Here is a 22,000-nt window from a genome sequence, read left to right on the forward strand (position 1 = left end):
TTATGGACAGGGCCAGTAACCGATGATACACATGACCACAACTGACGCTCCCCACGAACTGTGGGAGGGAGACGTAAATGAGGCCGCTATTGAGGAGTGGAAGGCGGATACAACCACGTTCGACCGTATCCGGCACGTCAGTGACGTCACCACCGAACCGCAAGCGGCCAGTACAATAGCCGAACGGGCACAGGTAAGTGAACCAACTGCGCGGAAATACCTCTCGATACTGGCGGAGACTGGCCGTGTCAAAGTAATCAACACAGAGTCTGGAACCCGATATATGCGCGCTCCTCAGATGCTGGCAATGAAGCGTATCGCAGCAATTCATCGCGAACATACGAAAAGCGAGATCCGAGACACGATTCAAGACCTCAAGACGGAACTACACAGCTTCCGAGAGCAGTACGACGTTGCTGACGTCGACGAACTCACTCTCCAACTAGAACCCGGCGACGATGGCTGGCAAGATATCACTCGCTGGCAACAGATTGAACAGAATCTCGAGATTGCACAGGCCGCACTCTCACTCTACGATTTCGATCCTGACGATAGCCACGCCGCTGCGGCTCGTGTTGCTGACACCGGTCGTGTTACCGGATCGGATGAGTACGGAGCACTCAGCGATGACAGCGAACGATCGACAGCGTAGATGGAGCCTGACACAGATATCGAGGGGGAAGTCGGGCCGCTAGACGAGACCGCGGTAGAACAGATTCGAGACGAGTTCACAGCGCTGGATGGTCTCGTCATCGAGGCAGGATTCGACAGCCTACTGGACCCGACGAAACTCGTCGTTCGACTCGATGACGGGATTGGAGATGCGGACTCGTGTCGATTCGATGTTCGATGGTACCAAACGGGATACTACAATTTTCACCATACTGACGAACAGGATGTCAACTTCCGGTTTGATTACCATCCAAAACCAGACGCTCCAAACAAGCATTTTCACAACCCACCCGATGCATCGTCAGAGCACCCACAGCGCTCCTGTATTACTGTCACAGACCCAGGCAGGTTACACGTGCTGTACATTCTCTCTGGCGGCGTGCATACGAGGAGAACTCGCTTACACAACTGAACGAAGCAGAAAATCCGCCCTGACATCCTCCCACGGCTTCAATCCTGGAAAGAGTTCAGTGAACTCAATAATTTGCGTAGGAGTAGAATTATTACTGTCGAACCGGAACCACAGCGTATGCCACCCACAAAGCCGCCCGACGACCCCGAATGGATGGAGACCTGGAAGGAACACGCATCGGCGTTTGATCGGGTTAAGTCAGTGACGATGACGCTCTCGGAGCCCCGATCAGCCCCATGGATCGCGGAGCAGGCTGCCGTGTCCGCGAATACGGCACGAGATCACCTCCGCCGACTCGTTGAGCTCAGTGTTGTGACGGAAACTGACGAGGACGGGACCAGCCACTACTATCCGGATCCACTGTACACCCGACTCCGTGATATTCGATCATTGCTTGAAGAGACAACAAAACAAGAACTCGCAGAGCAGGCCACAGAATTGAAAGACAATATAGCAGCATGGAAAATGGAGTACGATGCTGACACACCGGATACACTCCGGGAACGAGCGGCCGCAGATACCGTCTCTGCCGAGCAGGCGTACAAACTGACGCAGACGGCAAGCGACTGGGAACTTGCCCGGTATCACCTCTCTCTTATCCAAGACGCGATCACAAACTACGACACGTGGAAATCTGACCAGTCGTCGCTCAGCGTATGACTGACGAGCGGGGCACGCCAGATGGCCAATCCGAACGTCACCGAGATGCTGGTTTGTATGTCCAAGCAGACGGCGTCCGTCCTGATGGCGGGACGACCTCAGGGCGGGATCGGCATCGTATCCTCCGCGAGTTGCGTGGCGAGTTGGCGCGACATCCAGCCGTCCTATCGGTCGAAGGTGAGCCACCGAGTGAATACCGAGAACTACAGGCTACCCTCGATCCGTCGTGGTTCGGCCGCTCAGGAGAGAGAGCCACACTCCGAATGACGTGGATTCCGGATCCATCACCCGGACCAGAAGACTCTGATCGCACGAGTGATGCGTGGATGCGAACGCCAATTCAGGCATACTATACCGTCCATTACAGCGAACCTTCCGGCTTCGATTGTGGCTTTCACTGTGAACCGAATCCCCATATTGACGGGCTGCTTCATTATCAGGAACGCGACGAAGACGACGATTGCTACACGTACGAACCAGCCTCATTCGACGCACGTTCGGTGTCCGGACTCTTGTGGGAAGTGATGGACGCACTCGCTAATCGCCTCAGCATACTGGATGGTCCGGAGTGACCTCCCCGTAGCAAGTTCGAACGGGAATATCGGTACCGCAGCCCTACGAGAGGAGGAAACTGTGTTGGCATTCTTTTCCCCATGAACGCGGAGGACGGTGACAAAACGCCGCCGTGACCGTCTCGTCAGTCTTTAGATCGCCAACGAACTCCTCGGATGTCATCTCTCGTGTATATCGCTTGATCTTTTCGACGCTATCAAGGAAGTCATCGAGGTAGTCCAAAACCGCTGTCATACCCTGACGAGATCGTCGTGAACACGAGCCTTCATCTGTGGTTTCAACGAATCTTTCGTCACGAGGTCGACCTCAATACCAAGCTCCTCCGTCAGTTCGTTTTCCAATCGAATGAGATCGAACAACGTTACTGGATTGTCGAACGCGACGAGAATGTCGAGATCGCTGTCAGACTGTTGTTCACCACGCTGCTCTGTTGCATCCGATGACTGCACAGGGATCACGATCTCTGAAGGCGCAATTACCCTGCTCTTTGTCGTCAAGGAGCCGGATCGATCCACCCTGTAATCTCCATCCTCGCCCTCTCTGCCAAGACCCCATCTTTGAATTCTCTCGGCAGGGCTCCTGAACCGAGCACAGAGTGACCCGACCTCGACGCCTTCTGCGGATTCAACAGAGCACAACAGAGCAATTAATTCACAATATATCTGAGGCTCACGACAAGCACAACACCCCCAAACGAAAGCACTGCCCACGCAAGCGCCGCGCTACCGATCGAAAGTGTCGTTGGAACTGAGAGCCGCAACAGCACAAGCGTCACCAAGGTCAGAGTTAGTCCGACTACCAACGCAGCTAACCAGACGCGCTCAAACGCAAAGTAGCGGCGCGTCAAGCCAGCAAGTCGATCAGCGTCTGAGGTTGTTGTATCTGTAGAGTCGTCACCAGCGACTGGTTCTGCAACTGGCCCCCCATCATGTATCGCCCCATCGACAGTTGTCGCAGATGACGGTTCGGGTGAGTATGAGAGCCAGTACTGATGCGTGTCTAAATCCGTATCACAAGTCAAAATCCCAGCATCAACGAGATCGCCTAAGGCGTTGTTAGCTGTTGTTTTCGCAGTTTCAACTGTCGTCTGCTGCTCAAGTTCGACTTGGACCTCGCGACGAGTGAGTGATCGTGAATCATCATTGGCATTTTGGCGGACGAATACCTGCGTGTAATCCCACCGTGAGTGTTCTTTGAACGGATCAAACCCCGCCTCGCTGAGTGCATCGCAAAGTTCCTCGGGCATTTCCTCATACTTGTCTGGAACCATCGGCATCTGAAGTATCTGTAAGTCGCAGATGATCGCTCTAAATAAAATTCCACCGTGAACTACCCCACCCTACTCAGCCACTGGCGTGGCTTCGTTGAGGGTGGGGCTTCCTGTTTCCACGACGCGCTTTGCAGACACGCGAGTGGTGTCCGTAGGGAGCGCAGTCTCCACAGGCGTTGATTCGGGCCATCTCAGCCCTAACTCAGCAAAGCCTCTCTGTAAGATGTTCATCGCCGCGTTCGCGTCACGGTCGCACTCAAATCCACAACTCGGACACGTGTGCTCTCGTACCCAGAGTGGTTTCGCCGTCTCAATACCACAGGACGCACACTCCTTGGTCGTTCCCGCTGCTTCGACTTGTACGACGTGTGTCCCGTACAGCTCACCCTTGTATTCAAGCAAGGTGATGAACTGTCGCCACGCCGCAGTCTGCTTGTTCCGCGCGTTCCCTTCGCCTTGAAGCATCTCAGCAACGTTCAGATCTTCTATGAACACAGCATCGTACTCTCTGACGAGCCACGTCGTGAGCTTATGCTGATAGTCCAGCACCTTCTGACGGATGTGGCGTTTGACCTTTGCAACCGCTTCGCGCTGGCTCTCGTAGTTGTTCGACCCGTGTTCCTTCCGCGAGAGTTTCTGTTGCTCTCGACGGAGACGATCGTACTCCTCTTCCAACTCAAGCCAGTCCACGGTCGTGCCGTCCGACGTGTGGATGTAGTTCAGAATACCTAGGTCGATACCCACGCTGTTTGTTTTGTCAAGTGACGCCACGTCGGGTTTCTCGGACAGGTTTGCCTCGTCGGTTTCGAGGCCGAACGAGACGAACCACTCGCCGGTCGTTTCCTTCTTGACCGTGACCTCTTTGATAGCTGCTTCGTCGGGGATCGCGCGGTGATAGCGGAGTTTGATATCTCCGATTTTGGAGAGCCAGAGCGTCGCGGTGCGGCCACTCGTGTTTTTGAGCTCGAAGCCGGACTGCGAATACGTCATGCTCTGGAAGTCTCTGGGCGGTTTCCACGTGAGTTTGCCAACTGAGTGCCCGTTTTGCTTCTGTTCGGAAAGTCCGGTGAGGTTCTGATAGAACCGAGTGACGGTTCGTTGGAGAGCCTTCGAATTGACATCCGAGAACACGGGGAACTCGTCTTTCCAGTCGGGGAGTCTGGCGTGGTGTTTGTACGCGGACCCGATGTCGTCGGTGTCCACGTTCTCGTACTCGTACAGGGTGTAGTTGTACGCTTGGCGATGAACGTCGATGTGGTGTTCCAGTCGCTCCGCTAGCTCTTGTGTCGGATATGCATGATAGCGGTGACTGTACTCCATCGCGGTCTGCTGATTAGAGATATGTCTATTTAATGGTTTATATAGGTGTGCGGCGATTCATTCCCTCCCTACTCGCTCGCGGTGCTCGCTCCTTGAGGAAGGGGCATTCTCGCCTCAATTTTGGTAATCACCCAACGCAGCCAAACTCATATTTAAAACCACAGGGTGATTGAACGGTCGCGTTAAGTTAGAGGACGAGGCGGACGAGTTCTGAGTGTCTATGACAGAATTCGACCGCCTCAGCGAACGTATCGCGTGGATTGACTTGTCGTTTGTGGAGCGAGATCGAACTCCGCGATGGGCGATTGAAGTAGGGATCCGCTGTCACTTGGCCGGTATGTCACTGCGTGAGGTAAGTAAACATCTCGAAAGGTTTGGGATCGATCGGAGTCATGTCGCTATCCATAACTGGGTTCATAAAGCCGATCTACAGCCGATCTCGACCGTCTCAGAGGATCAACTTGCGGTTGACGAAAAGATGATCCGCCTCCACGGCCAGCAGTTCTGGCTGTACGGCGCGGTTGATCCATATACGAACGAAATTCTCCACGTGAGCCTCTATCCAACCGCAAATAAACAGACGACGCGATGGTTTCTCACCGAGCTACATCGGCGCTATCAGCTTGATAACGTGGAATTTCTCGTCGATGACGCAGACTATCTCGGATCAGTTCTCGCTGAAGACGGCTATCGATTTCAAGTCATTCAACATGGAAATCGGAATGCCATCGAACGTGTCTTTTGGGAAATAGAACGACGCACATCATCGTTTGCGAATAGTTTCAGCAATGTCGCGCTCGGGACAGCTCAAAATTGGCTCGAAGCCTTCGCCGTCTACCACAATTCACGCCAAACTTAACGCGACCCAGGGCGGAGAGGATTTCAATTCGTCTGTTTCCGTGTTAGTAACCGAGGGTCGGGGCATGTCGGGCAGACACCCCTCATTTCGTCTGTTCTCGCAGTAGGGCGATGGGGTGCTTCACAGGTAGCGATCAACCACACCCCTCATTTCGTCTGTTCTGTATCACAGAGTTCGGGTACTGATCCTCCCGCCGGCTGTAACGAGAAAACAGACGAAACACAGTAAACAGACGAACGTCACTTTTAAGTTAGTAAGTAGTGTTACTCAGAATATCAACAATGTCTGAAGATCTCTTCACGGAGATGACTGAAACCCTTTTTGAGGACAAATCTATTCTCTCGGAGGAGTATCGTCCGGACGTTATCGTCGAACGAGACGACGAAATTGACGCGTATCGATCGGCACTCAAAGACGTGCTTTTCGGCCGAAATCCCGCAAACGTGTTCATCTATGGGAAAACCGGTGTCGGGAAGACGGCGGTCACGGAGTACATGATGAGTGCCCTCCAGACGGAAGTAGAGCGACGAGATGAAGCCGAGGAGCTCCACGTTCATTTCCGGAACTGTAACGACGACAGCGTGTACAGAACGGTTCGATCGCTCATCAATAGCATCCGTGAGGACGATGGAGAGAAATTCCCGGAAACTGGCCTTTCAACGTCGCACGCTCTCGAAACCTTATACGAAGAGATGGAGTCACGTGGCGGCACATTTCTGTTCATTCTCGACGAGATCGATCACCTTTCTGACCCTGATTCGTTGCTGTACGAACTCCCCCGCGCACGGGCAAATGGTCATCTCGACGCTGCACGAGTTGGCGTGATCGGGATCAGCAACAACTACACGTTCCGTTCGTCACTGAGCCCGAAAGTCAAAGACACGCTGATGGAGAAGGAACTGGCCTTTTCGCCGTACGACGCAGGTGAACTCCAATCGATTCTCACCGCTAGAGCTGAGAAGGCACTTGTTGATGGGGCATGTGAAGACTCCGCTATTAGGCTCGCAGCCGCGAAGGCCGCGAAAGATACCGGAAGCGCACGGCAGGCGATTGACCTCCTCCGCGAGGGCGGCGATGTCGCTGAAGAACAGGGAGCGACAGCGATCACTGACGACCATATCGAGGTAGCTGCGGCACGTGTCCAGCGAGGTCGTGTCCAAGACAAGTTGCGCGACCAGACTATGCACGGGCAGCTCATCTTAGAGTCGCTCGCACAGATCGAGGTGAACGGGGACATTCCTGCACGGTCAAAAGAGATTCAGGCGGTGTACGAACGCATTGCACGAAACTGGGGTCATGATCCGCTAACTACGCTAAAGAGCATCCAGAACCATCTCGCGGATCTCACGATGCTCGGGTTTATCGAACGGACCGAACAGAACGAGGGACGCGCAGGCGGTGTTCACTACCGATACGAACTCACGTTAGATCCCGACATTATCTTGGAGACGCGCGAGTCGATCGAGAATCAGCCGTAGTCAGACTACAAACCAAACGGAAGAACAGACGAAACGAGGGGCGTGATTCGAGTGAGACGGAGACAGCACAGACCGTGGAGAGCAGAACAGACGAAACGAGGGGTGTCCGATCATCACAAGGTCGCTGTCAACTAGTGCTGAAGCGTCCCGTTATTTAAAAAGAAGTAAAATATCTTCTCTACTTCCAAGCTAGAGGGTACGTTTCGTCTGTCTATAACAGTAATGGCGGTAGCGATACGAGGTCGATCACAAAGACAGACGAAATGTACTCTCTCACTCCCTGCTGATACGCTGCGAAAAGTGGTGTGTGTCTGGTTGTCCCCCCTTAACAACGGAGCGCGATCAACACGCGTCACATGAGTTCGAGATGGTGATCAGACGAAACGAGGGGTGGTTCGAACGAACGAAGCCCACCACATTGCAGAGACGAGAGCAGACGAAGCGAGGGGTGTCCGAGAGCCCCTGAATCCCAATCAAGTAGACTCACATCACGACGAAAGGGTGATCGATACTGCAAGTCCCACGATCTCGATCTGGAAATCATCCTCGAAGCCCTCAAACTACGCAACGAAGCTGACACAGATATCGCTCCGTGACACTGGACAAAGACAGACGAAACGTACTCTCTCACTCCCCGGCTACCACGCGTCAAAGCGTAGCCCAATCGATCACCCGCTCGTTCTCGATACGCTCGAAGTGATCGACGGTCGCCGTCAGGACCGGGACTTCTGTGCGCGAGCGATCGCTCCGATATCCACGCCGTGTCGCTCGTCGAGCCGCTGCCCGCTGCCCCAGAAATCTGCAACGACGCAGATCCAGATTGCTTCTGTCGATCCAAGCGCAAATTTTTCGGAGTAACCACGGAACACTACTTGGTACTATGGACGTGACCAAGGGCGGGGTCCAAGATATCTGCACAGACGCGGTCTTCGAGCGCGGAGAGAACTACCTCACCGAGGGTCGTATCCGCGAGATCCACCGCGTCGACGCCACCGTGAGCGCCGTCGTGAGCGGGAGCCGCCAGTACGACGTTCGCGTCGACCTCGCCGCGGACGGGTTCGACCCGTGGTGTGATTGTCCGTACGACGGACGGGGAGCGTGCAAGCACGTCGTCGCCGTGTTGCTTCGGTGTCTCGACGAGGTCCCGCCGGACGAGGGCAATCAGCTCGACGCAGCGCTCGACGCCGCCGACGCGGATGATCTACGAGCGTTCCTGCGCGACACGCTGGCGACCGACGCCACCCTCCGCGAGCAGTTTTTCGCCCGGTTCGGCGAATCCTCGACACGGTCGGTCGACGAGCTACGCGCCGCCATCGACCGGCGGTTCGAGGAGACGAATCCCGAATACTACGTCGTCTTCGAGCCGATCGACTTCTCGAAGTGGTTCGATCTCGCGACCGAGTACCGCGAGCAGGGCCGGGACGCGTCAGCGGCCGCAGTCTATCGGGCGCTCGTCGAGTCGCTCGACGACAACATGGAGCGCGTCGACGGCGCGTACGATCACTTCTCACAGGCGTTCACCCAGGCTCTCGACGGGTACGTCGACTGCGCCGCAGCGGTGGACCGCGAGACCGAGAGAGCCACAGACGCTGTCGATTTTCTTGAGGAGCGGGTGGAGTCGGGAACGCCATTACTCGCGGACCAGTTCGAGCGTGCGGCCACCGACCTACGGGCGGAACTGACAAACGGATCCGACGGTTGAGCGAGTTCGACGTGGCCAACGCAAGCGGTACCAGTCCGGATACAGCACAACCCTGTTTTCTCCAGCCTCAGCTTTTCCGAACAACCCGGCTCAGAACTCACAGAGCCCATCGCCTAGTCCAGATTCCCCAATCACACGTTTCTTATCGGTGATTCCCGAAGAGACGGCCAAGATGCGTATCTCCATCGTCGGCAGCGGCTACGTCGGGACGACCGTCGCGGCGTGTTTTGCGGATCTCGGCCACGACGTGGTAAATATCGACATCGACGAGACGGTCGTCGAAACGATCAACGACGGCGAGGCGCCGATCCACGAGGAAGGGCTCTCGGAGCTGATCGCCGCCCACGCAGGCCCCAACGGCACGGGTCGCCTCCGTGCGACCACCGACTACGCGGCCGTCCTCGACACCGACGTAACGTTCCTCTGTCTCCCCACCCCGCAGAACGACGACGGCAGCATCGACCTGTCGATCATGGAGGCGGGCGCGAGCCAACTGGGCCAGACGCTGGCCGCCAAAGAGGACTGGCACACCGTCGTCGTCAAGAGTACGGTCGTTCCCGGCTCAACGGCAGACACGATCACTCCGATCTTGGAAGCGGAGAGCGGTAAGACCGCCGGTGAGGCGTTCGGTGTCGGCATGAACCCAGAGTTCCTCCGTGAGGGGACGGCGGTCCATGACTTCCTCAACCCGGACAAAGTCGTCCTTGGCGCGGACGACGACCGCGCGCTCGTGGACATGCGAGCGGTGTTCGACCCGCTCGTCGAGGCGGCCGACGCGCCGGTCGTGGAGACGGACACGCGCACCGCCGAGATGATCAAGTACGCCAACAACGGCTTCCTCGCGGCGAAGATCAGCCTCATCAACGACATCGGGAACATCTGTAAGGAGTTCGGCGTCGACGCCTACGAGGTCGCGGACGCGATCGGGCTCGACGACCGGATCAGCGAGCAGTTCCTCCAGAGCGGCGTGGGGTGGGGGGGTTCATGTTTCCCAAAAGATACACGCGCAATTATCACGGCCGCGGAAGGGGCCGGCTACGAGCCGGCAGTGCTCAACGCCGCGGTCGAGGTCAACGACCGCCAGCCGGAGCGGCTGGTCGGGCTGCTTGCCGACCACCTCGCCGACCAACGTGACCACAGGGTCGACGGCGCCAAGATCGCCGTGCTGGGGCTCGCGTTCAAGTCTGGCACCGACGACATGCGGAACTCCCGCGCGATTCCGGTAATCGAGGACCTCCAAGCGCGCGGGGCGACGGTCACCGCCTATGACCCGGTGGCGGCCGACAACGCCCCAAACTACGTCGACAACGTCACGTACGCGGACTCGGCCGCGGCGGCGCTCGACGGCGCCGACGGCGCAGTCGTCGTCACCGACTGGGACGAGTTCGCCGCGCTCGACGAGGAGTTCGACGCGATGGAGACGGCTATCGTCGTCGACGGAAGACGAATTATCGAGCGTCGTGACGGAATCACGTACGAGGGACTGACCTGGTAGTTGTCAGGGCCACCTGACCACTGAACGGTGACGCTGTCCCGTACTGAGGTATTGTTCAGTCCACCGGTCGTTTTCTTTCGACTAACAGAGCGCGAACAGTCTGTGAGAGACGTTCGCAGCGACGGCCCCACAGTCAAGCGGTTCGGAACCGACTGCGACAGGATCAGCGAACCGAACTATCTGCCGGTGGCTACGCGGACGGCGTCGTCGCGGATCGCGTCGCCGCGGTAGCCCGTCACGACGACGAACTCGTCGACCACGTCGCGGGCGGCGTCGAACACGCGTTCGAGCAACGAGCGGTCGCCGACAGGCAGGAGCGGTTTCGGTCGGCGGTCCGTCAGTGGTAGCATCCGAATCCCGCGACCGGCCGCGAGCACGACTCCGTACATGTTCGAGACCGACGGCGGGCCGGGGTTTAGCGGCTGCGGTGTGTTTCTCGAACTCGAACTCGTGGGGCAACATGGAGATATATCTATCTTTCCAAAGACATATATCGTTCAAGTCGTGATCAGACCGTATGTCTGGTGACTCCACCGGGAACTCGTCGTCGAGCGAGGATAGCGAGGCGCGGCGCCGGTGGAACCGCGATCGGACCACGTTTCAGCGGGTGTACGACGTGATAACTGGAGTCACTGACTACGCGTCGGCGAGCGACATCGCCGAGCGCGCGGACTGCTCCACGGACGGCGCGCGAAACGCGCTCACCCAACTCGCCGAGATGGGGATCGCCGACCGGCGCGGGAGTCGTCCCGCCGAGTATCGCCGCAACAAGTCGTACTTCGAGTGGAAACGCGTCGAAACGCTGGCCGACGAACATTCTCCGGCGGAACTCCGTGAGCGCCTGGACGACCTTCTCGAGGAGGACGCAGACTTCCAGGGGTCGTTCGGTGTTCCCGATCCCGACGCCGCCACGGTCGCGCGAATCGAAGGCGGCGACCACGCGGCGGTACACGATCGGCTCGACTCGCTGTCGCGGTGGCGCACGGTTCGCCACGACATCGAACTCCTCCAGCGGGCCGTTTCACGGGCCGACGCGCGGGGCCGCGACGGTGGCGACCTCGGGGCGTCGGCCTGACGCGCTCCGAGACGGATGTCGGACGACGATACGCCCGATGACGCGACGGAGACCGGCTGCCTCGACCGGACGACGATGCGGACGCTCGGTCGGCGGGCGGAGACGCACCCGCTGGTCGATTCGTGGCGGTTCGAGCCGGACCGACTCTCCCCCCGTTCGCTCGTCATCTCGCTGGCTTCGACCGCGTATCCCCACACGGTTGACAGCGCCCGGATCGAAGTCCACTGGTTCGTGACAGGCGACTACTACGTCCACTACGTCGAAGATCTAGGCACTGCCCGGTTTCAGTGTCGATGGGACCGCCACCCGAAGACCGACGCACCGAAGCGCTACTTCCATCCGCCGCCGGACGCGAACGGCGTCGAATTGTCGTCGCTCGGTGAACACCACCTCGACGTCCTGTTTTCGGTTCTCGACTGGGTCGCCGAGCGGGTCGAGCGACTCCACAACGAGTCGAATTCTGGTGCCTAAGCGGTTTCGCCCGCCCGCTCGACCAGTTCCCGCGCTGTCTCGAACAGGTCCGCGGCGTCATCCTCACCGCGCGCCTCCGCGGTGATCCGCACCAGCGGCTCGGTGCCGCTCGCACGCACGAGGAACCAGCCCGCGTCCGTCTCCACGCGGATCCCGTCGAGCGTCGAGACGTCGTCGAACTCCTCGCCGGCGAGTTCCGCGACGCGCTCGACGGTCGCCCGCTTCGAGTCCGTCCGCACCGAGTCCCGCCGGATCGGGTACTCTGGGAGGTCGTCGACGAGCGCGGCCAACGACCCCTCCGCGCCGACGAGCGCGGTCAGCACGCAGGCCGCAAGCGGGCCGTCGGGACAGGGCGTCCGGTCCGGCCAGATCCACGCGCCGCTGGGTTCGCCGCCGAACGCGACGTCCGACTTCTCGGCCTCCGCGGCGACGTACGCGTCGCCGACGGGCGTGTACGTCACCTCCGCGCCGACCTCGGCGAGCGCGTCGGCGACGAGGAGGCTCGTGTCCACCGGGACCGCCACGCGGTCGTCCGGGCCCGCCTCGCGCCGGGCGAACAGCGCGAGCAGCGCGTCGCCGGCGACGAACCGCCCGCGCTCGTCGATCGCCATCATGCGGTCGGCGTCGCCGTCGTGGACGACCCCGAGGTCGGCGTCGGTCGCCGCGACGACCTCGCAGGCGGTCTCGCAGTTCGCCGCGGTCGGCTCGCTCGGGCGCCCGGGGAACCGCCCGTCGCGCTGGCCGTTGAGCGTCTCCACGTCGCAGCCGGCTGCGTGGAGCGCGTCGGCGGTGACGCGCCCGACCCCGTTGCCGAGGTCGACGACCACAGAGAGGTCGTCCGGGAGCGAGACCGACTCGCGGAGCGCGCGCTCGTGGAGGCGCCGGGCGTCGCCGCCAGTGACCACGTCCCGCTCTTCGACCGCGCCGATCGCGTCGGCCGCCGCGAGGTCGAACGACTCCGCCTCGACGATTTTGGTAATCCGGTCGTTGCGCTCGTCGCCGAACGCGCGCCCGGATTCCGTCCAGAGTTTGATCCCGTTGTCGGGCGCCGGGTTGTGCGAGGCCGTGACGACGACGCCGGCGTCCGCGCCCTCGCGAGCGACCGCCCGCGCCACCGTGGGTGTCGCCTCGACGCCGACGTCGATGGCGTCGGCTCCACACTCGGTGAGTCCCGCGACGAGCGCCCGCACGAGCATCCGCCCGCTGTCTCGCGCGTCGCGGCCGACCACGACCGTCTCCGCGCCGTCCGTCGCGAGCGCACGCCCCACGTCGAGCGCGAGGTCGGCCGTCACGTCCTCGCCGACGGGACCCCGAACGCCGCTGGTTCCGAACATACTCCGGACGTCGCCGCCCACCGCAAAGACGGTTCGGGGTGACGAGCCGTGCCGTTTCTCACGCCGTCGCCGGGCGTCCCTCGGGGGCCTCGCAGCGGGCCGCCGAAACCGACACGATAATCCCGATGCCCGAACGAGAACGAAATATGCAGGACAAACGCGTCCTCGTCACGGGCGGGGCCGGGTTCATCGGCTCGAACCTCGCGAACCGCCTCGCGGCCGACAACGACGTGATCGCGGTCGACGACACCTACCTCGGGACCCCCGAGAACCTCGATTCCGACGTGGAGTTCGTCGAGGCCTCGGTCGTCGACGGCGAGTTCCCGGTCGACGTCGACGTCGTCTTCCACCTCGCCGCGCTCTCCTCGCGGAACATGCACGAGAACGACCCTCAGCGCGGCTGCCGCGTCAACGTCGAGGGGTTCGTCAACACCGTCGAGCGTGCCCAGCAGGCGGGCTGTGACACCGTCGTGTACGCCTCGACATCTTCCATCTACGGCAGCCGCACCGAGCCCTCGCCGGTCGACATGGACGTGGAGGCCCACACCGCCTACGAGGCCTCCAAGCTCGCGCGCGAGCGCTACGCCGAGTACTACGCCAACCACCACGAGATGAACGTGGCGGGACTCCGCTTTTTCTCGGTGTACCAGGGCTTCGGCGGCAACGAGAAGCACAAAGGCGAGTACGCGAACACGGTCGCGCAGTTCGCGGACAAGATCGCCTCCGGCGAGGCGCCCGAGCTGTTCGGCGACGGCAGCCAGACGCGCGACTTCACGCACGTCTCGGACGTGGCCCGCGCCTGCGAGCTCGCGGCCGACAACGAGCTGACGGGCGTGTACAACGTCGGTACCCAGGAGGCGTACTCGTTCAACGAGATGGTCGCGATGATCAACGACGCGCTCGGCACGGACATCGACCCCGAGTACATGGAGTGCCCCTTCGACGGCTACGTCCACGACACGATGGCCGACTACTCGACGTTCCACGAGGCGACCGGCTGGGAACCCGAAATCAGCTTCGAGGAAGGCGTCGAGCTGGTGTGCGAGCCGTACAAGTAGTTCAGGCCCACCCGTCCGGGACGACCTCGACGATCTCGGTATGGTCGTCGTACGCGTCATCGATCAGCCGGATCGCAGTTAGTACGTCGCCGACAGGCGGCTGATCGAGTTGGTGGAAATACAGGCAGCCACACTGTTCCGACAACTCGAAGAAGTCATCGTCCGCGGTCAACACGACGTACCCGTTTTCGTGAGCGTACGCCGCGATATCGGGATCGGTCGCACGCGGATCAAGCGCGTCACGGACAGTGACCGCTCGAAGGTCGGGCGCTTCGATACAGGCGTCGATGTACCGACGTGCGACGTTCTGGTCGCAGAGGAGCCGCATCGCTACGGCGCGCGACTCACGTCGGTCAGTCGGTCACGAGTCGCGTCCGCCTCTGCCGCGACCGCTTCCATTTCGTCGGGATTCGACTCGTAGTACTCGATAGCGGCGTCGATCTCGTCGGCCGTCAGACCGAACTCCTCGGCGACGGCCGCCGTCGACCAATCGTGCTCGCGGACCAGCGACCCAACTTGGTGGACGCCGACGCGCGTTCCCTCTACCCGTGGCTTCCCCCCGAGTACGTTCGGCGTCGAAACAACGGGGATGGTCACGCTCATGGCCGTATTTCTCTGTGAAGCGGCATAACGCTTTGGCGAATATCTCGTTCAGCTCGAGCGATCCCCCTCGACTACTGTTCGAACTACGATTGTGCGGACACCGGATCCGCGACACGGAGTCGTCAGCGAACAGGTCGGCGTCCCCTTCACCCCCGTGGAAAATTGCTCCCGCAATCGCCGAACAGCGTCAGGAGGCGTCGACCGCGCTGCCGGCGGCGACGAGGAAGCCGATGATCGCGGTGACCAGCCCCACCATCCCGATGGCGACGGCGCCGATCTGGAAAGCGTCGCCTGACAGTCGCTGTGCCGTGAGAAACAGGAAGACGGTCGTGACGAAGCCGACGAGCGCTAAGATTCGCCCGAAGCGGCCGGCGTCGAATCCGGGTTCGTTAGACACGGTTTAAAATCTCCTTGAGGACGCCCTGGTACTCGTCGTCGGTGGCCGCGTTTCCGAGCGAGTGGATCGACTGACAGATCCACAGCCCGGCGGTGAAGTTGATGAACGCCGCCATCGAGATGGTGCCGATCTGTCCCTCGACGAACAGCCCCGAGACGACCGCTCCCACGAACCCCACCGCCATGAGCGCGTGCGTGACGAGCGATCGGGTCCCGAAGTCCGCGAGCTGTAGTGACAACCGAGTACCGACTGGCATATCCGTTGTTACGGCTGTGTATGTAAAGAGGTAGCGCGTCACGCAGTGTCGGTGACGCTCGCGTTCGCCGTCCCGCCGCGCTCGTTTGCCCGCTCGATGGACCCGCGACCCAACCAGTTTACCGCCGGCGGCCCGTATCTCCCCTCGAATGACGGACGCCGATCCGACGCACGACGTCGTGGTGTGGGGCGCGACCGGGGTCGCCGGGCGGTTCGCGGCCGAGTACCTCACCGAGCGGTACGCGCCCGAGAAGCTCTCGCTGGCCGTCGGCGGCCGGAACCGGGAGAAGCTCGACACGCTTGCCGACGACCTCGCAAGCCGCAGCGACGCGTGGGACGACGTGCCCGTCGTCGTGGGCGACGCGACCGACCCCGAGAGCCTGCGGGCGATCGCTCGGGAGACGCGCGTCGTCTGTACGACGGTCGGTCCGTACACTCGGCTCGGGACGCCGCTGGTCGAGGCCTGCGTCGAGGTCGGCACGGACTACTGCGACCTCACCGGCGAGGTGAACTGGGTGCGCGAGACGATAGACCGGTTCCACGAGGCCGCGGTCGAGTCCGGCGCTCGGATCGTCCACAGCTGCGGGTTCGACTCCGTGCCGGCGGACATCGGCACCCTGCTCGTCCAGTCGTTCGCGAGGGAGGAACACGACGCCCCCTGCGAGTCCGTCCGGATCTACCTCGACGGCGGGAGCGGGAGCGTCAGCGGCGGGACGCTCGCGAGCTTCGACGAGCTGTTCGAGGCGGCCGCGACCGACCCGCTCGCCCGGGAGACGCTCCGCAACCCCTACTCGCTGGCGCCGCGCGGCGAGCGGAGCGGCGTCGACCCCGGCGAACAGCGCCGGCCGCGGCGAGATGCGCTGCGGGGCGAGTGGACGGCCCCCTCGCCGATGGCCGCGGTGAACGAGCGCGTGGTGCGGCGGAGCAACGCGCTCCTCGGTTACCCGTGGGGGCGCGAGTTCCGGTGTACCGAGGTGGTCCCGACCGGGACCGGGCCGCGGGGCGCGGCGACCGCGGGACTCGTCGCCGGCGGGCTCGGGGCGTTCACCGCGGCCATGTCCGTCGGCCCGCTGCGCTCCGCGCTCCGCCGGTACGTCTTCCCCGACCCGGGCGAGGGGCCGACGCGCGAGGAGGCCGAATCGGGGCACTTCCGGATCCGCGTTCTCGGCCGGGGCACGGCCACCGACGGCCCGTTCACCGTCGAGGCCGAGTTCGGCGCCGACCGCGACCCGGGCTACGGCGCGACCGCGCGGATGCTCGGCGAGTCCGCGGTCTGTCTGGCGCGCGGCGACGTCGACTCCCCGTTCGACGGCGGCGTGTTGACCCCGTCGTCGGGGATCGGCCTCCCGCTGGCAGAGCGCCTCCGCGAGGTCGGGTTCACGGCGTCGGCCGGCGAGGCCTGAAAAAACAGTCGCTGACGGGCGAGTGGGAGATTTGGACGCGGAAGCAACGGTCGCAGAAACGGTGGTCGCAGAAACGGTGGTCGCAGAAACGACGGTCGGCGGGTCAGTTCCCGCCGTCGATCACATGTAGCCGAGGTCGCGCAGGCGCTCCATCAGGTCCTCCTTATCCTGGGCACGGCCGGCGCGCTCGGTCGTGTCCTCGAGGTTCTGGAGCCACGCGGGCTCCTCGGTCGTCTTCTCCGTGCTGACCTCGCTACCCAGCGAGCGGAACCCGGCGAAGTACTTCGGCGAGATGGGAATGTCTTCTTGGGTGACGCCCTCGGGAAGGTCGTCGTCGGCCTGCGGGATGTACCCCTCGTCGGGGAACGCCTCGACGGTGTCCGGCACCACGAAGTTCCAGAAGGCCTCCCACACGTCGGCCTCGGCGAACTGGAGGATGGGCTGGATGCGGTCGTGCGGCGGGAACAGGTCGGGGTCGTGGCGCGGCGAGAAGAACGTCTCGTCGGCGCGGGCTTCCTGTTCGTCCCAGCGCACGCCCGAGATGACGCCGTCGATGTCGTACTCTTCGAGGGCGTCGTTGAGCGCGACCGTCTTCAGCAGGTGGTTTCCGACGTAGGTGTCGAGCAGGAACGGGAAGGTCTCCTCCTCGTACTCCAGAATGTCTCGGATATGGTGCTGGTTGTGCTCCGAGAGCGCGTCGACGGGGATGTCGTCGCCCGGTTCGAGGCCGTGTTCGGCGACGTAGTCGCCGACGTCCTCGTTGCGAGCGTACACGAGCTCGATCTCCCACTCGTCAGCCCAGTGCTCGACGAAGTCGGTGATGTCGTCGAAGTGCTGGAAGTGGTCGATGAAGACCGCGGTGGGCTTCTCGTAGCCGTACTCCTCGGCGACTTGGTTGATGAAGTACAGCGTGAGCGTGGAGTCTTTGCCGCCCGTCCACATCACCGCCGGGTTGTCGTACTGTTCGAGCCCGCGGCGGGTGACCTCGACCGCCTTCTCGATTTTGTGCTGGATCGACGGGTAGTCCTCGGGAGTCTCCCCCTCGCCGTCGGTGTAATCGACGTCGACGCTCGCCGGGAAGTCATCGCTCATACGCCAGATATGTCGCCGCGGGAGTGAATAGGCTTTCTGAATCGAACACGTGAATCCGGACCGTCTCGACCGCCGTAATCCCGCAGAACACAAGGGATATGCCGCCGCCTCCAGAATCAGCGTCCATGGGTCTGTTCGACCGGCTCCGCGGCGACGACGACGGGCGCGTCGTCTTCCTCGGGATCGACGGCGTACCGCTCGACCTCGTCGAGGACCACCCCGACGTCTTCGAGAACCTGACCGAGATCGCCGAGACCGGCTCCGGGGGGCGCTTGGAGAGCATCGTCCCGCCCGAGTCGAGCGCGTGCTGGCCGAGTCTCACGACCGGCGTAAATCCCGGTGCCACGGGCGTGTACGGCTTCCAGGACCGCGAGCGCGACTCCTACGAGACGTACGTTCCCCTTGGACGGCACGTGAAGGCGACCCGGCTGTGGGACCGCGTCACCGACGCCGGCCGCGACGCGACCGTTCTCAACGTCCCCGTCACGTTCCCGCCGTCGACGCGGATCCAGCGGATGGTCTCCGGCTTCCTCTCGCCCGACCTGGAGTCGGCCGCGAGCGACGAGTCGGTCCGCGAGACGCTCGACGGCTTCGACTACCGCATCGACGTCAACGCCAAGCTCGGCCACGACGACGACAAAACCGAGTTCATCGAGAACGCGCACGCGACGCTCGACGCCCGCTACGAGGCGTTCGAGCACTACCTCGCGCAGGACGACTGGGACCTCTTTTTCGGCGTCTTCATGAGCACCGACCGAGTGAATCACTTCCTCTTCGGCGACTACGCGAACGACGGTGAGTACGCCGAGGAGTTCCTCGAGTTCTACCGAAAACTCGACGGGTACATCGGCGAGATCCGCGACTCACTTGACGACGACGCCACGCTGGTCGTCGCCTCCGACCACGGATTCACCGAGCTGGAGTGGGAGGTGAACTGTAACCAGTTCCTCGCCGACGAGGGGTGGCTCTCCTACGCGGACGACGACCACGACTCGCTGACCGACATCGACGACGAGACGCGCGCGTACTCGCTCATCCCCGGACGCTTCTACCTCAACCTCGAAGGCCGCGAGCCGGAGGGGGTCGTCCCCGAGTCCGAGTACGAGGCGACGCGCGAGGAGCTCATCGACGACCTCGAATCGCTCACCGGGCCCGACGGCCGGCAGGTGTGCAAGCGGATCGTGAAGGGGGAGACCGTCTTCGACGGCGATCACGACGACATCGCCCCCGACCTCGTTGTCATCCCCGCGGACGGGTTCGACCTCAAGTCCGGATTCTCCGGCAAAGAGGCCGTCTTCACGGAGGGTCCCCGCAACGGGATGCACAAGTTCGAGAACTCGCTGCTGTACGCGACCGACCCCGACCTCGACCTCGCGGACGCGAACCTCTTCGACGTGACGCCGACGGTCCTCGACCTGATGGACGTCGACGCCGACGCCGAGTTCGACGGCGAGAGCCTGTTGGGCTGACGGCCGTCGGCGCGCGCTCCGCTGCTTACCTTACGTCCGCAGGTGGGCCCGCAGTTCAGACCCGCTCGGTCGGGCGCGAACACCGCAGACAGAGGATCCCGGTGCCCGCCCAGTTCACGTGGTTCGACCCGCAGTTCGGGCAGCGGTGGTTGTCGTTGTCGTACTCGGTCGTCCCCCGCGGCGCCGCGAGATGCCCGGCGTCGACCGCGCGCTCGACCAGCCCCGCGAACCGCTGCCGTTTAAACCGAGCGCGGTGCGCGAGGAACTCGCCCGGGCGGTCGGGGTCGGCGCCGTGGAGGTCCTCCCACTTGATCGCTATCTCGCCGTCGGCCTGCCCGCGCGCGACCTGCTTGATCGTCGCGGCCGCGGCCTCGAAGAGCGGGGTCGTCGCGAGCGCCTGCGGCGAATCTATCTCGTTGCCCGCGGCCGCGTACCGCTCCGCGGCGTCGTCGTACGCGTCGTCGGCGCCGCCGAGACCGCCTGCGACGCGGATGTCGGCGACGAACTCCGCGAGGCAGGCCCCTTGCCCCGGGCCGGTGAGGACGGACTCGAAGTCGCGGGCGGCGGCGATCCCCTCCGCCGCGCGCCGGCTCGCGCGCTCGTCCGCGCCGGCGACGCGGTAGGCGACCGCGGCCGCGAGCAGCTGTTGGAGTCCCTGGCCCACCCACCCCTTCTCGTCCGGCTCGAAGGGGTCGACCTCCGGTCGCGGGTCGGCGAGCACGCGTCGCCCGCCGCGGGTGTAGCGGTTCCCCGCGCGCTCGTACTCTCGGACCGCCAGCGCGTCGACCGCCGCGTCGTGGTGGCCGCCGTCGTCGGTGTTCACACGCGGCGTACGGGCGGCGGCGAGTTACGCCTGACGCCCGTCCGCGGGCGTCCGCTCCGAGAGGGCGCGGTAGAACGCCACGGAGTAGGTCGCCCACAGCGCACCGAGGACGCCGGTGACCGCGATCACCCCGACGCCGACCCCGACGGTCCCGAGCGTGCCGACTTCGACGGTCGGCACCCACGCGGGGGCGGACTCCATCGCCGCCGGCGGCGCGAGCGTCAGCGACGCGGCGGCAACGAGGAGGCCGAACGCCGCCCCGCCGGCGGTCAGCAGGACGGTGTACAGGAGCGCGGCTCCAAGATTCGATCGCACGAGCCGGACGCTGCGGCGGAACGCGGCGACGAGTTCGGCGCCGTCCACGACGACCGCGTGCGCGTAAAACTGGAGGAAGAAGGTGACGAGCAGGTACGCGGCGAACAGCCCGACGACGATGATCGCCAGCACCGCGAGGAGCGTGACGTCCTCGGCGGGGACGGTGACGAACCCGGACGGCTCGCTCGCGACGCTGCCGGCGATCCCGAGGAGGGCGCCGAAGAACGCGAGGAAGCCGAACGCGAGGCTCACCCCGAGCAGCGCGAGGTACGCGACCAGCAGCGGGAGATAGTGTTCCTTTCCCCCCGCGACGAGCGTCGCGAGGCGCGTCGTCCCGTTGAGCGCCTCGTCCGCCATCGCGAGCAGGCCGCCCTGGAAGAAGGGGGCGACGAGGATCAGGGCGCCGAACGTCAGCGCGGACACCGCCGCCGACAGCTCCGGGTTCCCCGTCGGTCCCACGAGCAGGTCGGGAAGCTGTGCGAGCGCGAACAGCGCCGAGACGGCGACGAGGACGGGGTTTTTCGCGACGCTACCGACGGCCGGACGGATCGAGCGGAGGGCTGGCATGAGCAGTGCTTCTCGCGGTGGGATGTAAAAGCCCCTCGGCGTCCGCGAGGTCCCGACCATACTTACTCGCGGGCGTCGAAGCGCTCCCATGGAGGAACCGGACGGCGCTTCGCGCCCGGCGACGGAACCGACGCCGCGACCCGCCTCGCGGTCGGACTCCCCGTCGACCAGCGGCCGCGTCGAGTGGCTCCTCGTCGTCGCGCTGCTCGCGGTTCCGATGGCGGTCGTTCCCGGCGGCGACGACGCCCCGACGCTGGTGAGCCTCTGGGGATTCGTCACGCTCGGCGGCGACGGGAGCGGGCTCGGCGGCTACCCCGTGTGGGCGTACTTCCTCGACCAGCCGCGGCCGTTCGCGACGCTCCCGCCCTCAATTAGGGCGTGGCCGCTCGCGCTCGGCTTCCACCTGCTTGCGGCCGGCAGCGCCACGAGCGGCGTCGCGCTCGGCCGCGAGGACCGCCGGGTCACGGGCGGCCTCCTCGTCCTCGCGGCGGCCGCAACCCTGTGGGTGGCAGCAGGGCTGGGTGTTCGCTTTGGCGTCGGCGCGACCGCCGGTTGGTTCGCCGTCCTCCCGGCGAGCGCGCTCGCGACGCTGGCCCTCGCGGTCGCCGCGTACGGACGGGACCTCCGCGGGATCGCGGTTCGCTGAACCAAGGCCCGGACCGCAGACCGGCGACCCTCGCTCCCACCCCTTTATGAA

Annotated in this window: 25 protein-coding genes and 1 pseudogene; 13 read left to right on the plus strand and 13 right to left on the minus strand. The window is 63.0% G+C overall.

All coding sequences use genetic code 11. From position 1 onward, the window contains the following. Positions 1–31 precede the first annotated feature (31 nt). From ACOZ35_RS02855 to ACOZ35_RS02865, 3 genes are all read left to right on the plus strand, one after another. A complete protein-coding gene (locus ACOZ35_RS02855) occupies positions 32–652 on the plus strand; it encodes a DUF7342 family protein (RefSeq protein WP_424014972.1) in 621 nt (206 codons plus the stop codon). After that, positions 653–1,084 carry a hypothetical protein gene (locus ACOZ35_RS02860; RefSeq protein WP_424014973.1) on the plus strand — a complete coding sequence of 144 codons (432 nt, stop codon included), beginning with the start codon at positions 653–655 and terminating at the stop codon, positions 1,082–1,084. Positions 1,085–1,201: 117 nt separating this feature from the next. Beyond that, on the plus strand, positions 1,202–1,744 hold the full coding sequence (locus ACOZ35_RS02865; RefSeq protein WP_424014974.1) for a DUF7342 family protein: 543 nt from the start codon (positions 1,202–1,204) through the stop codon (positions 1,742–1,744). Between the two features lie 803 nt (positions 1,745–2,547). On the opposite strand, the gene ACOZ35_RS02870 is transcribed toward ACOZ35_RS02865, so the two are convergent. The 3 genes from ACOZ35_RS02870 to ACOZ35_RS02880 all read right to left on the minus strand — a co-directional run bounded on the left by ACOZ35_RS02870 (position 2,548) and on the right by ACOZ35_RS02880 (position 4,907). Further along, a complete protein-coding gene (locus tag ACOZ35_RS02870; protein ID WP_267665431.1) occupies positions 2,548–2,832 on the minus strand; it encodes a nucleotidyltransferase family protein in 285 nt (94 codons plus the stop codon). A gap of 131 nt (positions 2,833–2,963) precedes the next feature. Further along, on the minus strand, positions 2,964–3,587 hold the full coding sequence (locus ACOZ35_RS02875) for a hypothetical protein (RefSeq protein WP_159368482.1): 624 nt from the start codon (positions 3,585–3,587) through the stop codon (positions 2,964–2,966). Between the two features lie 69 nt (positions 3,588–3,656). Beyond that, positions 3,657–4,907, minus strand: coding sequence for an RNA-guided endonuclease InsQ/TnpB family protein (locus ACOZ35_RS02880; protein ID WP_424014975.1), 1,251 nt, complete (start codon positions 4,905–4,907; stop codon positions 3,657–3,659). 220 nt (positions 4,908–5,127) lie between these two features. Between ACOZ35_RS02880 and ACOZ35_RS02885 the strand changes: the two genes are divergently transcribed. The 4 genes from ACOZ35_RS02885 (at position 5,128) to aglM (ending at position 10,441) form a co-directional block, all read left to right on the plus strand. Next, complete coding sequence (locus ACOZ35_RS02885; protein ID WP_424014976.1) at positions 5,128–5,766, plus strand: IS6 family transposase; 639 nt, start codon at positions 5,128–5,130, stop codon at positions 5,764–5,766. Positions 5,767–6,047: 281 nt separating this feature from the next. Then, a complete protein-coding gene (locus tag ACOZ35_RS02890; protein WP_094521215.1) occupies positions 6,048–7,244 on the plus strand; it encodes an orc1/cdc6 family replication initiation protein in 1,197 nt (398 codons plus the stop codon). Between the two features lie 880 nt (positions 7,245–8,124). Next, positions 8,125–8,946: an SWIM zinc finger family protein gene (locus ACOZ35_RS02895; protein ID WP_159368488.1), complete on the plus strand. Its 822-nt coding sequence runs from the start codon at positions 8,125–8,127 to the stop codon at positions 8,944–8,946. Between the two features lie 172 nt (positions 8,947–9,118). After that, positions 9,119–10,441, plus strand: a complete 1,323-nt coding sequence (aglM, locus tag ACOZ35_RS02900) for a UDP-glucose 6-dehydrogenase AglM (RefSeq protein ID WP_424014977.1) — start codon at positions 9,119–9,121, stop codon at positions 10,439–10,441. Positions 10,442–10,647: 206 nt separating this feature from the next. On the opposite strand, the pseudogene ACOZ35_RS02905 reads toward aglM, so the two are convergent. Continuing rightward, positions 10,648–10,830 (minus strand): annotated as a pseudogene (locus tag ACOZ35_RS02905) (NTP transferase domain-containing protein); the annotation flags it as partial. 128 nt (positions 10,831–10,958) lie between these two features. Between ACOZ35_RS02905 and ACOZ35_RS02910 the strand changes: the two are divergent. After that, the gene (locus ACOZ35_RS02910; protein WP_424014978.1) at positions 10,959–11,516 is read left to right on the plus strand and encodes a DUF7342 family protein; all 558 of its coding nucleotides are present in this window, start codon (positions 10,959–10,961) and stop codon (positions 11,514–11,516) included. Positions 11,517–11,531: 15 nt separating this feature from the next. Next, complete coding sequence (locus ACOZ35_RS02915) at positions 11,532–11,987, plus strand: hypothetical protein (RefSeq protein ID WP_424014979.1); 456 nt, start codon at positions 11,532–11,534, stop codon at positions 11,985–11,987. Here ACOZ35_RS02915 and glmM read toward each other — a convergent pair. Continuing rightward, positions 11,984–13,321 (minus strand): phosphoglucosamine mutase, encoded by a 1,338-nt coding sequence (gene glmM, locus ACOZ35_RS02920; RefSeq protein ID WP_424014980.1) that lies wholly within the window; start codon positions 13,319–13,321, stop codon positions 11,984–11,986. The two genes, ACOZ35_RS02915 and glmM, sit on opposite strands and share 4 nt — an antisense overlap. Before the next feature lie 146 nt (positions 13,322–13,467). Here glmM and ACOZ35_RS02925 point away from each other — a divergent pair, with 146 nt between their 5' ends. Then, a complete protein-coding gene (locus tag ACOZ35_RS02925; RefSeq protein ID WP_424014981.1) occupies positions 13,468–14,379 on the plus strand; it encodes an NAD-dependent epimerase/dehydratase family protein in 912 nt (303 codons plus the stop codon). Between the two features lies 1 nt (position 14,380). Here the strand turns inward: ACOZ35_RS02925 and ACOZ35_RS02930 are convergent, their stop codons facing one another. The 4 genes from ACOZ35_RS02930 to ACOZ35_RS02945 all read right to left on the minus strand — a co-directional run bounded on the left by ACOZ35_RS02930 (position 14,381) and on the right by ACOZ35_RS02945 (position 15,635). Then, positions 14,381–14,707, minus strand: a complete 327-nt coding sequence (locus tag ACOZ35_RS02930; RefSeq protein WP_007993608.1) for a DUF5615 family PIN-like protein — start codon at positions 14,705–14,707, stop codon at positions 14,381–14,383. A 2-nt stretch (positions 14,708–14,709) separates the two neighbouring features. After that, on the minus strand, positions 14,710–14,982 hold the full coding sequence (locus ACOZ35_RS02935) for a DUF433 domain-containing protein (RefSeq protein WP_424014982.1): 273 nt from the start codon (positions 14,980–14,982) through the stop codon (positions 14,710–14,712). A 187-nt stretch (positions 14,983–15,169) separates the two neighbouring features. Beyond that, positions 15,170–15,379 carry a hypothetical protein gene (locus ACOZ35_RS02940; protein WP_007993605.1) on the minus strand — a complete coding sequence of 70 codons (210 nt, stop codon included), beginning with the start codon at positions 15,377–15,379 and terminating at the stop codon, positions 15,170–15,172. After that, entirely contained in the window at positions 15,372–15,635 is a 264-nt protein-coding gene (locus ACOZ35_RS02945; RefSeq protein WP_424014983.1) for a hypothetical protein, read from the minus strand. The genes ACOZ35_RS02940 and ACOZ35_RS02945 overlap by 8 nt, the downstream gene beginning before the upstream one ends. Positions 15,636–15,783: 148 nt before the next feature. Here ACOZ35_RS02945 and ACOZ35_RS02950 point away from each other — a divergent pair, with 148 nt between their 5' ends. Further along, positions 15,784–17,037: a saccharopine dehydrogenase family protein gene (locus tag ACOZ35_RS02950; protein WP_424014984.1), complete on the plus strand. Its 1,254-nt coding sequence runs from the start codon at positions 15,784–15,786 to the stop codon at positions 17,035–17,037. 120 nt (positions 17,038–17,157) lie between these two features. On the opposite strand, the gene ACOZ35_RS02955 is transcribed toward ACOZ35_RS02950, so the two are convergent. Both ACOZ35_RS02955 and ACOZ35_RS02960 read right to left on the minus strand, forming a co-directional pair. Continuing rightward, complete coding sequence (locus tag ACOZ35_RS02955; protein WP_424014985.1) at positions 17,158–18,129, minus strand: phosphoadenosine phosphosulfate reductase family protein; 972 nt, start codon at positions 18,127–18,129, stop codon at positions 17,158–17,160. Further along, the gene (locus ACOZ35_RS02960) at positions 18,119–18,256 is read right to left on the minus strand and encodes a hypothetical protein (RefSeq protein WP_424014986.1); all 138 of its coding nucleotides are present in this window, start codon (positions 18,254–18,256) and stop codon (positions 18,119–18,121) included. Before ACOZ35_RS02960 ends, ACOZ35_RS02955 begins: the two co-directional genes overlap by 11 nt. On the opposite strand from ACOZ35_RS02960, the gene ACOZ35_RS02965 reads away from it, so the two are divergent. Continuing rightward, positions 18,255–19,598 (plus strand): alkaline phosphatase family protein, encoded by a 1,344-nt coding sequence (locus ACOZ35_RS02965; RefSeq protein ID WP_424014987.1) that lies wholly within the window; start codon positions 18,255–18,257, stop codon positions 19,596–19,598. The two genes, ACOZ35_RS02960 and ACOZ35_RS02965, sit on opposite strands and share 2 nt — an antisense overlap. Positions 19,599–19,653: 55 nt before the next feature. On the opposite strand, the gene ACOZ35_RS02970 is transcribed toward ACOZ35_RS02965, so the two are convergent. Continuing rightward, on the minus strand, positions 19,654–20,421 hold the full coding sequence (locus ACOZ35_RS02970) for a hypothetical protein (RefSeq protein ID WP_424014988.1): 768 nt from the start codon (positions 20,419–20,421) through the stop codon (positions 19,654–19,656). A gap of 24 nt (positions 20,422–20,445) precedes the next feature. Beyond that, positions 20,446–21,303, minus strand: a complete 858-nt coding sequence (locus ACOZ35_RS02975; protein WP_424014989.1) for a hypothetical protein — start codon at positions 21,301–21,303, stop codon at positions 20,446–20,448. 88 nt (positions 21,304–21,391) lie between these two features. On the opposite strand from ACOZ35_RS02975, the gene ACOZ35_RS02980 reads away from it, so the two are divergent. Then, positions 21,392–21,949 carry a TIGR04206 family protein gene (locus ACOZ35_RS02980; RefSeq protein WP_424014990.1) on the plus strand — a complete coding sequence of 186 codons (558 nt, stop codon included), beginning with the start codon at positions 21,392–21,394 and terminating at the stop codon, positions 21,947–21,949. Positions 21,950–22,000: the final 51 nt, after the last annotated feature.

The organism is Halorubrum xinjiangense, assembly GCF_049604745.1.
GTDB classification, from domain to species: domain Archaea; phylum Halobacteriota; class Halobacteria; order Halobacteriales; family Haloferacaceae; genus Halorubrum; species Halorubrum xinjiangense_A.

Excerpts from the sequence above, each read along its gene's own strand:
- ACOZ35_RS02980 (WP_424014990.1), top strand. The coding sequence starts at position 21,392 with ATGGAGGAACCGGACGGCGCTTCGCGCCCGGCGACGGAACCGACGCCG.
- ACOZ35_RS02945 (WP_424014983.1), bottom strand. The coding sequence starts at position 15,635 with ATGCCAGTCGGTACTCGGTTGTCACTACAGCTCGCGGACTTCGGGACC.
- ACOZ35_RS02955 (WP_424014985.1), bottom strand. The coding sequence starts at position 18,129 with ATGAGCGATGACTTCCCGGCGAGCGTCGACGTCGATTACACCGACGGC.
- ACOZ35_RS02855 (WP_424014972.1), top strand. The coding sequence starts at position 32 with ATGACCACAACTGACGCTCCCCACGAACTGTGGGAGGGAGACGTAAAT.
- glmM (WP_424014980.1), bottom strand. The coding sequence starts at position 13,321 with ATGTTCGGAACCAGCGGCGTTCGGGGTCCCGTCGGCGAGGACGTGACG.
- ACOZ35_RS02860 (WP_424014973.1), top strand. The coding sequence starts at position 653 with ATGGAGCCTGACACAGATATCGAGGGGGAAGTCGGGCCGCTAGACGAG.
- aglM (WP_424014977.1), top strand. The coding sequence starts at position 9,119 with ATGCGTATCTCCATCGTCGGCAGCGGCTACGTCGGGACGACCGTCGCG.
- ACOZ35_RS02865 (WP_424014974.1), top strand. The coding sequence starts at position 1,202 with ATGCCACCCACAAAGCCGCCCGACGACCCCGAATGGATGGAGACCTGG.
- ACOZ35_RS02890 (WP_094521215.1), top strand. The coding sequence starts at position 6,048 with ATGTCTGAAGATCTCTTCACGGAGATGACTGAAACCCTTTTTGAGGAC.
- ACOZ35_RS02935 (WP_424014982.1), bottom strand. The coding sequence starts at position 14,982 with ATGAGCGTGACCATCCCCGTTGTTTCGACGCCGAACGTACTCGGGGGG.
- ACOZ35_RS02895 (WP_159368488.1), top strand. The coding sequence starts at position 8,125 with ATGGACGTGACCAAGGGCGGGGTCCAAGATATCTGCACAGACGCGGTC.
- ACOZ35_RS02915 (WP_424014979.1), top strand. The coding sequence starts at position 11,532 with ATGTCGGACGACGATACGCCCGATGACGCGACGGAGACCGGCTGCCTC.
- ACOZ35_RS02965 (WP_424014987.1), top strand. The coding sequence starts at position 18,255 with ATGGGTCTGTTCGACCGGCTCCGCGGCGACGACGACGGGCGCGTCGTC.
- ACOZ35_RS02925 (WP_424014981.1), top strand. The coding sequence starts at position 13,468 with ATGCAGGACAAACGCGTCCTCGTCACGGGCGGGGCCGGGTTCATCGGC.
- ACOZ35_RS02930 (WP_007993608.1), bottom strand. The coding sequence starts at position 14,707 with ATGCGGCTCCTCTGCGACCAGAACGTCGCACGTCGGTACATCGACGCC.
- ACOZ35_RS02880 (WP_424014975.1), bottom strand. The coding sequence starts at position 4,907 with ATGGAGTACAGTCACCGCTATCATGCATATCCGACACAAGAGCTAGCG.
- ACOZ35_RS02875 (WP_159368482.1), bottom strand. The coding sequence starts at position 3,587 with ATGGTTCCAGACAAGTATGAGGAAATGCCCGAGGAACTTTGCGATGCA.
- ACOZ35_RS02975 (WP_424014989.1), bottom strand. The coding sequence starts at position 21,303 with ATGCCAGCCCTCCGCTCGATCCGTCCGGCCGTCGGTAGCGTCGCGAAA.
- ACOZ35_RS02960 (WP_424014986.1), bottom strand. The coding sequence starts at position 18,256 with ATGGACGCTGATTCTGGAGGCGGCGGCATATCCCTTGTGTTCTGCGGG.
- ACOZ35_RS02950 (WP_424014984.1), top strand. The coding sequence starts at position 15,784 with ATGACGGACGCCGATCCGACGCACGACGTCGTGGTGTGGGGCGCGACC.
- ACOZ35_RS02885 (WP_424014976.1), top strand. The coding sequence starts at position 5,128 with ATGACAGAATTCGACCGCCTCAGCGAACGTATCGCGTGGATTGACTTG.
- ACOZ35_RS02910 (WP_424014978.1), top strand. The coding sequence starts at position 10,959 with ATGTCTGGTGACTCCACCGGGAACTCGTCGTCGAGCGAGGATAGCGAG.